At 59.8% G+C, this 14,051-nt stretch carries 13 protein-coding genes; all 13 read left to right on the forward strand.

Going from position 1 to position 14,051, the window contains the following annotated elements; all coding sequences use genetic code 11:
• The first annotated feature begins 430 nt into the window (after positions 1 to 430).
• The 13 genes from ACXAH0_RS14935 to ACXAH0_RS14995 all read left to right on the forward strand — a co-directional run bounded on the left by ACXAH0_RS14935 (position 431) and on the right by ACXAH0_RS14995 (position 14,051).
• Positions 431 to 1,360 (forward strand): histone deacetylase family protein, encoded by a 930-nt coding sequence (locus tag ACXAH0_RS14935; protein ID WP_475185810.1) that lies wholly within the window; start codon positions 431 to 433, stop codon positions 1,358 to 1,360.
• A gap of 134 nt (positions 1,361 to 1,494) precedes the next feature.
• Complete coding sequence (locus ACXAH0_RS14940; RefSeq protein ID WP_475185814.1) at positions 1,495 to 1,743, forward strand: exodeoxyribonuclease VII small subunit; 249 nt, start codon at positions 1,495 to 1,497, stop codon at positions 1,741 to 1,743.
• Between the two features lie 653 nt (positions 1,744 to 2,396).
• Entirely contained in the window at positions 2,397 to 3,287 is an 891-nt protein-coding gene (locus ACXAH0_RS14945) for a helix-turn-helix transcriptional regulator (RefSeq protein ID WP_475192474.1), read from the forward strand.
• Positions 3,288 to 3,663: 376 nt separating this feature from the next.
• Entirely contained in the window at positions 3,664 to 5,625 is a 1,962-nt protein-coding gene (dxs, locus tag ACXAH0_RS14950; protein WP_475192477.1) for a 1-deoxy-D-xylulose-5-phosphate synthase, read from the forward strand.
• A gap of 217 nt (positions 5,626 to 5,842) precedes the next feature.
• Complete coding sequence (locus ACXAH0_RS14955) at positions 5,843 to 7,339, forward strand: MFS transporter (RefSeq protein ID WP_475192479.1); 1,497 nt, start codon at positions 5,843 to 5,845, stop codon at positions 7,337 to 7,339.
• Positions 7,340 to 7,408: 69 nt separating this feature from the next.
• Complete coding sequence (locus ACXAH0_RS14960; RefSeq protein WP_475192480.1) at positions 7,409 to 7,798, forward strand: hypothetical protein; 390 nt, start codon at positions 7,409 to 7,411, stop codon at positions 7,796 to 7,798.
• A 35-nt stretch (positions 7,799 to 7,833) separates the two neighbouring features.
• Positions 7,834 to 8,370, forward strand: coding sequence for a copper chaperone PCu(A)C (locus ACXAH0_RS14965; RefSeq protein WP_475185834.1), 537 nt, complete (start codon positions 7,834 to 7,836; stop codon positions 8,368 to 8,370).
• 23 nt (positions 8,371 to 8,393) lie between these two features.
• The gene (locus ACXAH0_RS14970) at positions 8,394 to 9,020 is read left to right on the forward strand and encodes an SCO family protein (protein ID WP_475192483.1); all 627 of its coding nucleotides are present in this window, start codon (positions 8,394 to 8,396) and stop codon (positions 9,018 to 9,020) included.
• 14 nt (positions 9,021 to 9,034) lie between these two features.
• On the forward strand, positions 9,035 to 9,175 hold the full coding sequence (locus ACXAH0_RS14975) for a hypothetical protein (protein ID WP_475192485.1): 141 nt from the start codon (positions 9,035 to 9,037) through the stop codon (positions 9,173 to 9,175).
• 43 nt (positions 9,176 to 9,218) lie between these two features.
• The gene (locus ACXAH0_RS14980) at positions 9,219 to 9,974 is read left to right on the forward strand and encodes a TlyA family RNA methyltransferase (protein ID WP_475192488.1); all 756 of its coding nucleotides are present in this window, start codon (positions 9,219 to 9,221) and stop codon (positions 9,972 to 9,974) included.
• Positions 9,975 to 10,431: 457 nt separating this feature from the next.
• The gene (locus tag ACXAH0_RS14985) at positions 10,432 to 11,667 is read left to right on the forward strand and encodes an aromatic ring-hydroxylating oxygenase subunit alpha (RefSeq protein WP_475192491.1); all 1,236 of its coding nucleotides are present in this window, start codon (positions 10,432 to 10,434) and stop codon (positions 11,665 to 11,667) included.
• Between the two features lie 4 nt (positions 11,668 to 11,671).
• Positions 11,672 to 12,745 (forward strand): FAD-binding oxidoreductase, encoded by a 1,074-nt coding sequence (locus tag ACXAH0_RS14990; RefSeq protein ID WP_475185848.1) that lies wholly within the window; start codon positions 11,672 to 11,674, stop codon positions 12,743 to 12,745.
• A gap of 73 nt (positions 12,746 to 12,818) precedes the next feature.
• The gene (locus tag ACXAH0_RS14995) at positions 12,819 to 14,051 is read left to right on the forward strand and encodes a class I SAM-dependent RNA methyltransferase (protein ID WP_475192493.1); all 1,233 of its coding nucleotides are present in this window, start codon (positions 12,819 to 12,821) and stop codon (positions 14,049 to 14,051) included.

Genomic DNA, 14,051 nt, shown 5'->3' on the forward strand with positions numbered 1-14,051 from the left:
CCACAGACCCTGCTGGCAGCGACTTCGAAGACAACCGTGGACCTGGTGAGGAGGCAACAGGGCTTGGGACTTGACTGTGAGGCCGGAATTAGACAACCAAGCGCAATTGATTGATGATGAGCTATTTGACCGCGCTTTGAGGGTCTTCGGCCAGGAGTGCGTCGCAGGTCGATACGGGGTATCGGGCCAGACGTGCATCACTGGTCGGTCTGGTGCCCGTTCGGTTTCCGAAAGGCCAATCAGGTTCTGCATTTACGCACAAATCCCTGACGTCAGACAGCAAGAGGGCAACCCAATTCTGCACGGTAGGCTCCAAGGCCCCGGACATATCCCATAACGATTGGACCTATCATCAATTGACAGGACGGCTGCCGGACGCTCAGATACTATTTTATAATCCTACAACGACAAAACCTTCCGGAAACGCCCCGTGTCCACGCTCCTATTGCACCACCCGACCTATCTCGACCATCTGACACCGCTTGGTCATCCTGAGCGGCCCGACCGCCTTCGGGCCATCGACCGCATTCTGGAGCATGAAAAGTTCCAGTCTGTTGCGCGGGACATTGCCCCCATTGCGGCCCTGGAAGACATCGCCCGCGCCCACCCGATGAGCTATGTCGACCAGTTGCACCGGCTGGCTCCGGAAGAAGGCGTGACGCGGGTTGATGCGGACACGACCATGTCGCCGGGCACCTGGGAAGCGGCTCTCAGAGGCGCAGGAGGCGCCTGCCGCGGCGTGGACGAGGTTCTGGAAAAGAAGGTCAACAACGCCTTTTCCGCCTCCCGCCCCCCCGGGCACCACGCTGAAAAAGACCGGGCCATGGGCTTCTGTTTTTTCAACAATGTGGCCATTGCCGCCCGCTACGCCCAGGCCAAACACGGCATAGGCCGGGTGGCCATTGTCGATTTTGATGTCCATCATGGCAACGGCACCCAGGACATCTTCTGGGACGACCCGAGCGTGATGTATTGCTCTACCCACCAGATGCCCCTTTATCCGGGCTCCGGCGCCGCTTCCGAGACCGGTGACGCCAATACGATTGTCAATGTGCCACTGGCGCCGGGCGATGACGGGCTGGTGTTCAAGGAAGCCTTTGAGGTTGCGTTGCTGCCGCGCCTTGAAGAGTTCACACCGGAACTCGTGATCATTTCCGCCGGCTTCGACGCCCATGCCCGTGATCCCCTGGGAGGCCTCAACCTTCTGGAAGCCGATTTCGCCTGGGCCACCCGCGCCCTGATGGATGTGGCGGACAAGCACAGCAATGGCAATCTGGTCTCGGTGCTGGAAGGCGGCTACGACCTGGAGGGACTTGCCCGGTCGACCGCCGCCCATGTGATGACCCTGATGACCGGCTGACACTGAGTTGTTAAAAACGCCGGGGATCATCTTCCTTTTCTGCGCGCGCATGCCTTGACGAATGGCGCACGGCCCGCAAGTTAGGGAACACTTCCCGGCACAGGTGTGTCCGGCTTCAGACAGGGACCTTTTCCATGAGCGATGCGTCGAACGACATTTCCGGGCTTTCCTTCGAAGACGCTCTGAAGCAACTGGAGACGATTGTCCGGGAACTGGAACAGGGTAACGTTCCCCTTGAGCGCAGCATCGACATGTATGAGCGCGGCGATGCCTTGCGTAAACATTGCGATATGCTGTTGAAGTCGGCCGAGGCAAAAGTGGAAAAGATCCAGCTCGGACAGTCCGGTGAAGCGGCCGGTACAACCGAGCTTGACCCGCAATAGGCCCCTGTGCGCAGTGTCTGATCTGCAACTTCTCTTTTTACCAGCCGGCGCTTCAACGGGTTTTCCTTTCGCTGTGTGAAATCTAAGATTTCAACGCAAAAGACAAAACAGATTGGCTCTCCTGGACCGCAGCGCGCTCTCTTTTCAAGATGAAAACCAAGAATGTGCCCGGCTGCAATTCGGACGCATGTCCTTGTTTGTGCCCGATCAGGCAATGCCCCGAGAAAGCCGGAAGACCTGTCCTTGTGCGCTCAAAAGAACACACTCCACCCCTGCACGTTTTCCCCCTGTTAAAAGTACTATTGATATTTTAAAAGCGAGTTGATAGTCATGATCGAAATTCGAAGGAAATTTAATGTAATCTTTAATAGACCCAATAGAGAATGCCACTACTCAACCAAACGGACGAAGTAAATCTACTTATACGTGTATTGAAAAGCTCGCCTCAAGCTGATGGCTGGAACGCGATACTGCAGTGGATTGCAGATAGTCTCCCTTGCAAACCTTTTCTTTCCGAGTTTGACAGCGGCGGCACCCCGGTTCGCGAATTTGGTGCTGAGGAGACACCAGTCTCTTTTAGTCAGCTTCTGACCCATCCAAACCTTGGAGGCGATGAAGGCACGCTCCGGTTCCTGCTGAACGATGCCCCGCTCTTGGCTGCCAGTTTCCGGGCTTTGCCGGGAGACTGGCCAGGACTTGCCGGTACGACTCTGAACACCCCTGGCAAGCGCGATAGTCTTCCAGCTATCGTCGCGCCGCTCAAGCGCACGGCGACCAGCACGTTCCTGTTCGGGTGCGTGTTTACGCAAGCCACCACGGAGACGCTTAACGTTCCGCTTGCGAATGAAACATTCCGAAAACTTCTGGCCGCCCTCGCTCCCGGCCTCGATATTTTTCTGCAGATGGAGCGTGAGCGGGACAACAACAGCATCCAGCGCTTGCTGATTTCCTTCATGTCCTGCTGCGCTGTTCTGATTACTCCGGACAGAGCTATTCTCGGACACACGGCAAACGGGCTCGACGCTCTGCTGTCGACAGGGGCTGCTGATGCCCGGGACGGCCTGCTGGTGGTGAAGAACAAGCAGCTCGACACCGCCATTCAGGACACACTCAAACACTTTCAGGCCAGGCCAGCCGCTGAGCCCGGAACAGACACGGCAGAGGCCCCTACCCTTATTGGGCCGGAAACCTCCATATTCATTGAAGACCCGGAAGAGAGCCTAAAACGGGTTACCGTTGCCACGGTGGCACCGTCTCCCAGGGGCCAGAGCATGCCCCCCTGGCTGATGGTGGGGGTTTTTCAGCCTCCCGGCACACCAGAACATGTCGAGAAAGTGCTTCAGGACCGCTATGACCTGTCCCAGTCGGAAGCCCATCTCGCCCGGCATCTGGCCATGACCGGCACTCTGAACGATACGGTTGAGCAGCTCGAGATTACCCGGAACACTGCAAAGACCCATCTGCGCCGGATCTTCGACAAGACCGGCGCGCGCACACAACTTCAGCTGGCACGACTTGTTCATGAATTGTCCGGACTGTTTTAACGCGGACTGCCGTCAGCTCCCGTTCAGAACCCCTGAACCCCAGACATTCCGTATCGGTTCTTCGAATTTAGCGGCGTTTTTTCGGGAAAACTTCGTATAAAAAAAGGGTCGCGAAACCGCGACCCCAAGTTGATCACTGTGCACGTGGCCCCATCGACCACAACTAGACCTTTAGGCCAGTTATGACGCCGACGCATCACCCAAAAGGGTGATTGCCTGTAAAAACACCCAATAGCGACAAAAATGCATCGGATCTGCACGTCACGTGAACGGTCTGCATGGTAGGAAGACCTCCGCCTCCTGTGCGTCAGCAAGCGTGGCGCAACACTTTGGCGCATTTCTGCAACAGTATTTGCGCCCTATAAAGGGTTGGTGTATGCCTGCCCGCCAGTTTTATAATCGTGGAGCCTGCGACAGAGTGTCTTCAAAACCCGATACCCCTCTCCTCGACAAGGTCACATCCCCTAAAGACCTGCGCGTGCTGGAAGAAACAGAGCTGCAGCAGCTCGCCGACGAGCTTCGCACGGAAATGGTCGATGCCGTCTCCGTCACCGGCGGCCATTTGGGGGCCGGCCTGGGGGTCGTGGAACTGACCGTCGCGCTCCACTATGTGTTCAACACACCCGATGACCGGATCATCTGGGATGTCGGCCACCAGTGTTATCCGCACAAGATCCTGACCGAACGGCGGGACCGCATCCGCACCCTGCGCCAGGGCAATGGCCTGTCCGGCTTCACCAAACGGGCCGAAAGCATTTACGACCCCTTCGGGGCTGCCCATTCCTCCACCTCGATTTCCGCAGGCCTCGGCATGGCGGCGGCCCGGGACCTGCAGGGTGGCGACAACAATGTCATCGCGGTGATCGGAGACGGCGCCATGTCGGCAGGCATGGCCTATGAAGCCATGAACAATGCGGGCCATCTCGGCTCCCGGCTGATTGTCATCTTGAACGACAATGACATGTCCATCGCCCCGCCTGTTGGGGCCATGTCCGCGTATCTGGCCAAGCTGGTCTCCGGCCCGACCTATAAGACCTTCCGGGACGCTGCGAAGAACATCGTCAAGAACCTGCCAAAGCCGGTTTTTGAAAAAGCCGCGCGTGCGGAGGAATATGCCCGGGGGTTCTGGACCGGCGGCACCATGTTCGAGGAACTTGGTTTTTATTATGTCGGGCCGGTGGACGGCCATAATCTGGAACACCTGCTGCCCGTTTTGAAAAATGTCCGGGACACCCATCAAGGTCCGGTTCTGATCCATGCCGTCACCCAAAAGGGCAAAGGCTATGCCCCTGCGGAAGGCGCCAAAGACAAGTATCATGGCGTAGCAAAATTCGACGTCATTACCGGCAAGCAGTCCAAACCCAAAGCCAACGCCCCCAGCTACACCAATGTCTTCGCAACCTCCCTGATCAAGGAAGCGGAAAACGACGACAAGGTCGTGGCGATCACGGCGGCCATGCCGGACGGGACGGGCCTCAATCTCTTCGGCGAAGCTTTTCCGGAGCGCACCTATGATGTCGGCATTGCCGAACAGCATGCAGTGACCTTCGCCGCCGGGATGGCGACGGAAGGCTTCAAGCCCTTTGCGGCCATCTATTCCACCTTCCTGCAGCGGGCCTATGACCAGGTCATTCATGATGTGGCCATTCAGGACCTGCCCGTGCGCTTCCCGATCGACCGGGCGGGTCTCGTCGGGGCGGACGGGCCGACCCATGCAGGGGCCTTTGACACGGCCTTTCTGTCCTGCCTGCCCGGCTTTGTCGTGATGGCCGCCGCAGACGAGGTTGAGCTGCGCCACATGGTAGCGACCGCTGTTGCTTATGATCAGGGACCGATTTCCTTCCGCTATCCCCGTGGGGAAGGGGTCGGGCTCGACATGCCCGAACGCGGCAGCGTTCTGGAGATCGGCAAGGGCGTTATCCGCCGCGAGGGCACCAAGGTTGCCCTTCTGAGCTTCGGCGGGCGCATGGGCGAGTGCCTGGCAGCCGCCGATGAGCTTGATGCCGCAGGCCTGCCGACCACCGTTGCCGATGCCCGTTTCGCCAAACCTCTCGATCTGGATCTGATCCGCCGGCTGGCGCGCGAGCACGAGGTCCTGGTGACCATTGAAGAGGGCTCCGCAGGCGGATTCGGCAGCCATGTGCTCACCGCCCTCGCCTCTGAAGGGCTTCTGGACGCCGGATTGAAGGTGCGCACGCTTGCCCTGCCCGACACCTATATCGATCAGGACAAGCCGCAGGCCATGTATGCGGGTGCCGGACTGAATTGCGACGGCATTTTGAAGACTGTATTCACCGCTCTGGGCAGTGAGAGCCTCAGCGCCCCGCAGCGGGCGTAAACGGCTCTGAGCGCAAACGAAATCGACATCCGGCAGTCCAAATGCGTCATGCTGGAAATCCTGATTGACACAGAACGGCTTCCCTGAAAAGGCTGCCCGGAACCGTCCAGGTCAAAGAATCGTGGCCTTTTTGAGAAGGCACGATGCTCTGACTTTGGTAAGAATGCGTCGGCTGCAACCGGCGCATTTGTTTTTGGGCTTTCCGTGTGAGGCAATCATGGCTCAGACACTCGTTTCCGTATCCGCGCTTCTTCTGTCCGTCGCCCTGCTCATTTTCGGGCATGGGCTGCAGACAACCCTGCTGCCGCTGGCCGCTGACAGGTTCTATTTTTCGGATTTCGAGATCGGCACGATTTCTTCGGCCTATTTTGTCGGGCTGGTGCTGGGCTGCCTGGGCGCACCGCTGCTGATCATGCGGGCCGGACATATCCGCACCTTTGCCGCGCTCGTCTCCCTCATGTCAGGCGCCGCGATCCTGCATCCGGTCTTCATCGATCCCTATGCCTGGTTCATCATCCGCGTGATTTCCGGCTTCAGCCTTGCCGGGTTCTACATGATCGTGGAAAGCTGGCTCAACGAAAGCGCGACCAACGAGAACCGGGGCACGATCATGTCCGTCTATATCGTGATCGTCTTTGGCGCTCTTGTTCTCGGGCAAGTCTCCGTCGCCAGCATGGGCATTTCCGACTTTGTGCCCTTTGCGGTTGCCTCCGTTGCCCTCAGCCTTGCGGTGATGCCAGTGTCGCTGACAACCGCCACCCAGCCCGCTCCCATTACCCTGGTCCGGTTCCGGCCGGTGCAGCTCTACAAGAATTCCCCTGCGGCTTTTGTCGGCATCCTGCTAATCGGCGTCTCCCAGGGCGCGGTGTTCACCCTGTCACCGCTTTACGGGTCACAGATCGGGCTGTCCACCAACCAGTCGGCCTATTATGCCGCCGCCATCATCGCAGGTGGCATGATCTCCCAATGGCCCGTCGGGCGGCTGTCCGACCGCATAGACCGGCGCCTCGTGCTGGTCGGGCTGGGCATTGCCACAGCCGCCGCCTCACTCACCATCGTAACCTTTTCGCCAACACATTTTGAGATCGCCCTTTTGAGCGCGTTTCTGGTCGGCATGTTCAACCAACCGCTTTATGCCGTCGCCGTCGCCCATGCCTTCGACCACACCGCACAGGAGGACTTTGTCGAGACCTCCTCCGGCATGCTCTTGTCCTTCGGCATTGGCTCCATCATCGGCCCGCTGGCCGCTTCGCTGCTGATGGGGCAGCTCGGCCCGTCGGGCCTCTATGTCATGATCAGTGTGGTCAGCCTTCTCATGGCCAGCTTTGTCCTGACCCGCGTCATCACGAACGATGCCCTGACCGGCGACGAGAAGACCGACTTCGAATATGCGGCTACAGCCCAGGTCGGCACCGTCATTTCGCCCGAACCGCTCGATGCGGAAGCTGAGGAATATGTGATTCCGCCGGAAGAGTTCCCCGCCTATGAGGACGATATCTATAATTTCGAAAGCACTTCTGACGAGGACACGGACGAGACATCAGTGTCCGCACCCGAAGAGGCTGCTGAAGGGGGAAACCACGGCATGGTCCCGGAAGGCCTGAGCGATCCCCTCACCGGCACAGAGGCGCCTTTGGAAGCGGAAGCCCCTCAGAATGAGGATGGTGACGAGGATAGTGAGCGCGGCCGGGACGGAGCGAAATCCGCCTCATAGTCGCGCATCGGAACACGCTGCGCGCTTTCGCCTCTCGACAGGAGCGCGCAAGCGGCGTAAGAGCCCGTTATGGTTTTGTCTGAGACCCGGATGCAGCTGCTGCGACAGGAACGCCATCCCCTTGTGGCTTTGGCGGCGCTTGCGTTTTTCCTGCGCATTTGCCTGCTGGTTCTGGCCACGGCCGTGTCCCCGGAGGTGGCGACGGCCTCCGGTCTTGCCAGCTTGTGCCAACGCTCTGAACAGGCCCCCTTTGCAGCCCATGATCCGGCCAGTTGCCAATGCGGTCCGGTCTGCGCCCATGGTTGCGCGCTTGGGGCCTGTCTTGCCCCGGCCACGCTGCGTTATGAGGCAACGTCCCGGCTGGCAAACACGGGCGGGGCAAGAACAGTCCAAGAGCTGTCGCCGTCCCGCTCATGCTTTGCCAAGGCCATCCGGGCCCCGCCACACACCTTGATCTGACATTCCCAAACTTTACTACAGATCGAGGAAATACGATGAACCTTTTCAAATCCTTCGCGCTTGCCGCAACCCTTGCCCTTCTTCCCCTGTCCGCCTCCGCGCATGATGTGACGGTCGGTGACTTGACCCTGACCCACTCCTGGACCCGCGCCACGCCGCCCAATGCCAAAGCTGGCGGCGGGTTTGTCGAGATCGTCAACACTGGCTCCGAGGACGACCGTCTGGTGTCTGCGAGCTCCGGCACGGCTGCCAAGGTAGAACTGCATGAAATGGCCGTTGTCGATGGCGTCATGAAAATGCGTCCGCTGAAAGACGGCATTGCCATTCCGGCCGGCGAGACCGTGACCCTGAAACCGGGTGGTCTGCACATCATGTTCATGGGCCTGAAAGAGCCGTTCAAGGAAGGCACCCATGTCCCGGTGACGCTGACCTTTGCAAAGGCCGGCACAGTCACCATTGAGCTTGACGTTTCCAAGATGGGCGCGAAATCCATGGATCATGGCCATATGGATCACAGCGACATGGACCATGGCGACATGGATCACGGCAATATGGAACACAAACACAACTGAGACCCTTTTGAAGAGGACAACCAATGTCTGGTGTGAAACTCTTCCGGTACATGGCTTGGGCGGCGGTCGCCGCCCTTGCCGGTGTGTCCGGGCTCCTCGTTTACCAGCAATCCGCGATGGACAGGGACACCGGCGGGCTGATCAAACCGCTGGAGGCCATTGGCGGCCCGTTTGAACTTGTCAACGGCAATGGCGAAACGGTAACGCAAGCAACATTTGCCGGAAAGCCGCTGGTGATCTTCTTTGGCTTCACCTATTGCCCGGATGTCTGTCCGACAACCCTGTCAGAACTGCAAGGCTGGATTGCCGACCTCGGCGACGATGCGGACAAGCTGAACTTTGCGTTTGTCACCGTGGACCCGGAGCGGGACACGCCTGAGGTCATGCGGGACTATGTCTGGGCGTTTGACAAACGCATCACACCGCTGACCGGAACCCGCGAACAGATCAATACCATCATCAAGGCGTACCGGGTCTATGCCAAGAAAGTGCCCCTTGACGACGGCGACTATACAATGGACCATTCTGCTGCCGTTTATCTGATGAATGGCGACAACAAATTTGTCGGCACCATCGCTTACGGGGAAGAAGAAGACACCGCACTGGAGAAATTGAGGCGGCTGATCGCCAATTCGACAGTGTCCTCCTGAGGGTTCGACAGCAGATGATGCGCCTGCCACTTTTCATGGGTCTGACAGCCGGTGCGTCCGGTTTGATCGCTCTGGCGGCCCTGCTGTGGCTTTATGCGGGCGAACGGGTCTATGCCGACCGCCTGCTGGCAAGCTTTGCCGGCTGTTTCGGCTAACCAAGCCTCCCTCTGCCCCGTCCCGCATCACCTGACTCAGTCCATGGCCCACAAACGTCTCGATCAGCATCTTGTCGATACCGGCCAATTTACCAGCCGGGCCCGGGCGCGGGATGCCATTTTGCGCGGCACGGTCCGGGTGAATGGCAGCCCCTGCGCCAAACCCGCCCAGAAGATCGGGCCCGGCGCCTCCATTGAGGTTGAGGACCCTGCCTCCGCCTATGTCTCGCGGGCAGCGCTGAAGCTGATCGAGGGCCTTGACCGCTTTGCCATTGCCCCATCGGGACGGATCTGCCTCGATATCGGCGCCTCCACCGGCGGCTTCACTCAGGTTCTGCTGGAACGGGGCGCTGCGAAAATCCATGCCATTGACGTGGGCCATGATCAGTTGCACCCCACTCTGCGCCAGAACCCAGCGGTGTTTGCCCAGGAAGGGCTCAATGCCCGTGACCTGAGCCTTGCAGATCTTGGAGGCGACCGGCCGTCGCTGATTGTGTCCGATGTCAGCTTCATCTCCCTGACCCTCGCCCTGCCCCCGGCCCTGGATCTCGCCGCCCCCGGCGCGGACGGTCTCTTTCTGGTCAAACCGCAATTTGAAGCTGGCAAGGACCGGATCGGCAAGGGCGGACTGGTGGCCCCTCAGATTGCTGAGGAAACGGCGGGCACCTTGCAGGCCTGGCTCGCGGCTCAGCCCGGCTGGACTACCAAGGCGCTTATACCCTCGCCCGTCAAAGGCGGGGATGGCAATGCCGAATGGCTGCTGCACGGGCAAAAATCCGGCCAGCGCCAAGGGCAATAAGTCTGCACGATTTGACCGGATCTGCTTTGTCTGCTGAGGAGGCGGATTGCGCGCCGTGGTGCTTGCCACCCCAAGTGCGATCCAACGATGTCAGCGGGCAAAGGGGACCGGCCCGTCCGGTGATAGAGAGCAGCCCATCGGCAGCGTTGCACCGCTTGCCCGATACACCGCATCGCGCTGCGCAGAGCGCCTTGCCGAAGGATCTGCTTTCAAACATCAAAAGCTGCAGACGGATCGCCCGACGCTCTAAAGCGGAAAATACATGCATTTCAGAAGCAAACTAAGAGACAGGTGCAACATCTTCCCATTTTGCCGGAAACGGGTTTGAGGAATTTTTGTGCAGTGTCTTACCTGAATAAGCCGATGCCGTTTTTGCGCTACGGCTTGGCAGTTTTGCGAGCCAAAAAACGCTTTGGAGGGCGGCCGGCCGGAACCGGCGCGATCAGGATGGATGGCGATGTATAGCGACGCGGATATTCTTTCTCTTCTGATGGGGCGCCGGCAAGGCTATTCACTACCGCGAGCCTTTTATACAGACAGCGACGTGTTTCAGGCGGACCTGAAAAACATCTGGCAGAAAGAGTGGATTTTCGCAGCCCCCACGGCGGACCTGCCCAAGACCGGGTCCTACATCACGCTTCAGATCGGGACCTATTCAGTCATCATTGTACGCGGTGCCGATGGCGCCATCCGATCTTTCCACAATTCCTGCCGCCACCGGGGAAGCCGAATTTGTGCCGCTGCCAAAGGCGCTTCTCCCAAGCTGGTCTGCCCCTATCACCAATGGACCTATGAGCTGGACGGCAAGCTGCTGTTTGCCCGGGACATGGGACCGGACTTCAAGGCCGAAAACCACGGGCTGAAGCCGGTTCACTGCGAAACCGTTGCCGGAATGATTTTCATCTGTCTGGCGGACACGGCGCCGGACATGGGTCAACTCAAACAGCAGGCCGCCCGTTATCTCGGGCCCCATGACCTTGCCAATCTGAAGGTCGCGCACCAGTCGACCATCGTCGAAAAGGGGAATTGGAAGCTGGTGCTGGAGAACAACCGGGAATGCTATCACTGCTCCGGCTCGCACCCCTCCCTGTGCCGGACCTTTCCCGACGATCCCAGCATGATCGGGTCCGACGATTCCGCCGCGTCCAACACGGGCAGCGCCCATATCAACCGCTGCGAAGGCGCTGGGCTGCCGTCCAAGTTCCTGCTCTCGCCCGATGACCAGTGGCGGCTCGTGCGCATTCCGTTTCTGGGAGACGCGGTCAGCTACACGATGGATGGCAAGGCGGCGGTGTCCAAACGGATTGGCTCGGTGCCCTTCGACAATGCCGGCAGCTGCCTGTTCTTCCATTATCCCAACACATGGAACCATTTCCTCTCCGATCAGGTGCTCACCTTCCGGGTGCTGCCGGTCGGCCCGATGGAAACGGAAGTCACGACAACGTGGCTGGTCCACAAGGATGCGGTTGAAGGAGCAGACTATGATCTCTCACGCCTGACTGAAGTGTGGATGCACACGAATGACGAAGACCGTCAGATCGTGGAGGAAAACCAGATGGGCATTCAGTCGCCCGCTTATGAGCCCGGTCCCTATTCACAGGCCCAGGAGAGCGGTGTGATCCAGTTCATCGACTGGTATTCCAAGACCCTGGAAGCTGCCCTGATTGGCCGCTTCCGCGTGGCGGCGGAGTGATCAAATGATACCGATGCCCGGGCGCGAGACGCCGGTCTGGAGCGACAGCGAGCTGCTGGAATGCGTGATGGTGGTGCCGGAAGCTCCGGATGTGAAAACCTTCTCCTTCCGCCCGCCATCCGGCGCCACCTTTGTCTACAAGGCCGGACAGTTCATCACGCTCGACCTGCCGGTTCCCGGCGGGAATGTGCAGCGCACCTACACGCTCTCCTCGTCACCGGTCTCCAACGCCTATATCTCCGTGACGGTGAAAGCTCAGCCCGGCAGTATCGGCACCCGCTGGATGCTGAACCATCTGACTCCGGGCATGCGGCTGAAAGCGTTCGGACCGGCCGGACTGTTTCACTTGCCGCCCGAGCCGGACGGCAAATTCCTGTTCATCTCGGCCGGGTCCGGCGTTACGCCAATGATGTCCATGGCCCAGACCCTGTTTGAGCGCGGCGAAGATCCCGATATCTGTTTCATTCAATGCGCCAACCGGCCGGTGGAGCTGATCTTCCGGCAGAAGCTGGAATATATGGCCAGCCGGGTGACCGGCCTGCAACTGCATTTTGTCGTCAACCAGAGCGATCCTTACGAGGTGTGGACCGGCTATCGCGGCCATTTCAATCAGCTCATGCTCGGTCTGATGTGCAATGACTATCTGGACCGGGATGTTTACTGCTGCGGCCCGGAGGGCTTCATGGAAGCGGTGCGCGAGATCCTGAACGCACTCGGCTACGACATGGACCGTTATCATCAGGAAAGCTTCCAGGCTCCTGCCGAAACCAAGGCGGAGCTGAGCGAGTTCGATGATGTCGTGCCCCAGGAAGACACACGCGCCCAGATCGTTTTCGCTGACTCAGGCGTTTCGGCCTGGTGTTCTCAAACCGACACGGTTCTGGCCATTGCCAAGGACGCGGGCCTCAATATCCCTTCCGGCTGCACCTTCGGGGTCTGTGGCACCTGCAAGATCAAAAAGCGCTCCGGCGAGGTTCACATGGTCCATTCGGGCGGCATCAGCGAGGAGGATGTCGAGGCCGGGTATATTCTGGCCTGCTGTTCCAATCCGATCGGCACCGTAGAAGTGGACGTCTGACACCCCCCCGCTTTTCAAGGGCCTGACAAGCACAAGGCTTGCTCCTTGCGCCAGTTGGCGCTATCGCTCGCCCATGCAAGACCAAGACCTGATCATTTCCGAACTCGGCCATCGCGGTGACGGCATTGCCATGAGCGATAGCGGCCCGGTCTTTGTGGCCGGAGCCCTTCCCGGAGAAACCGTGCGGGCCAGGGTGGTCAACGGCCGGGCTGTTGATCCCGTTATTTTGTCTGCGTCCCCTGACCGGGTGGCGCCCGTGTGCGGCCACAGCGAAACATCGGGCAGCTGCTCGATGCAGCACTACGCAAAAGCCCCCTATCTGGCCTGGAAACGGGACCTTGTGGACCGGGCACTGACCACCGGCGGGATCAAGACCACCGTCGCCGAACCGATCGATGCCACAGGGGGAGGCCGGCGGCGGGCCGTGCTCACAGCCGGGCGCGCCGGACGAACCCTGCTGCTGGGCTATCACGGCCGGGCAAGTCACAAGCTGGTGGCTGCGGCGGGCTGCAAGGCCCTTGCCCCTGCCATTGAGACAGCCCTTGCAAGCCTGAAGACCCTGGCCGCCGAGGTGATGCCGAAAAAGGGCGAGATGCGCGTGACCGTGCTGGCCACCACCGCCGGTCTCGACGTAGCGCTAGACAAGGCTGACCGGGCCTATGAGCGCAAGATCCCGGCTTTATCGCAAAAGGCTGTTGAACTGGACCTGGCCCGTCTTTCGGTGAATGGGGAAGTGCTTCTGGAAGTGCGCCCGCCCCTTCTCGACATGGGCGGCGCTGCTGTCAAACCGGCCCCCGGCGGTTTCACCCAGGCAACGCTGGAGGGCGAGGAAACGCTCTCCCGGCTGGTTCTGGACGGGGTTGGCAAGGCTCGGAACGTTGCGGATCTTTTTTCCGGTATCGGCACCTTTGCGCTTCGTCTGGCCCGGAGCGCCAATGTGCATGCGGTTGAGGGCGATGCGGCCGCAATCGCGGCCTTTGATCAGGCGCTGCGGATGCCCAAGGGCCTCAAGAAAGTGACTTTCGAGCGGCGGGATCTGTTCCGCAGGCCCCTGGTGCGCGAAGAACTGGAGCCGTTCGACGCGGTGGTGTTTGATCCCCCGCGCGCGGGCGCCCAGGCCCAGGCTGAGCTGCTGGCGGCCTCCAAAGTCAAGACCGTTGTGGCCGTCTCCTGCAACCCGGCGACGCTGGCCCGGGATCTGGCCCTGCTGACCGCTAGCGGCTACACGCTTCAAAGCGTCACACCGGTGGACCAATTCCAATATTCGCCCCATATTGAGGTTGTGGCGGTCTTGAACAGGGAGTGA

The organism is Roseibium sp. AWQ4_290 (genome assembly GCF_056160985.1).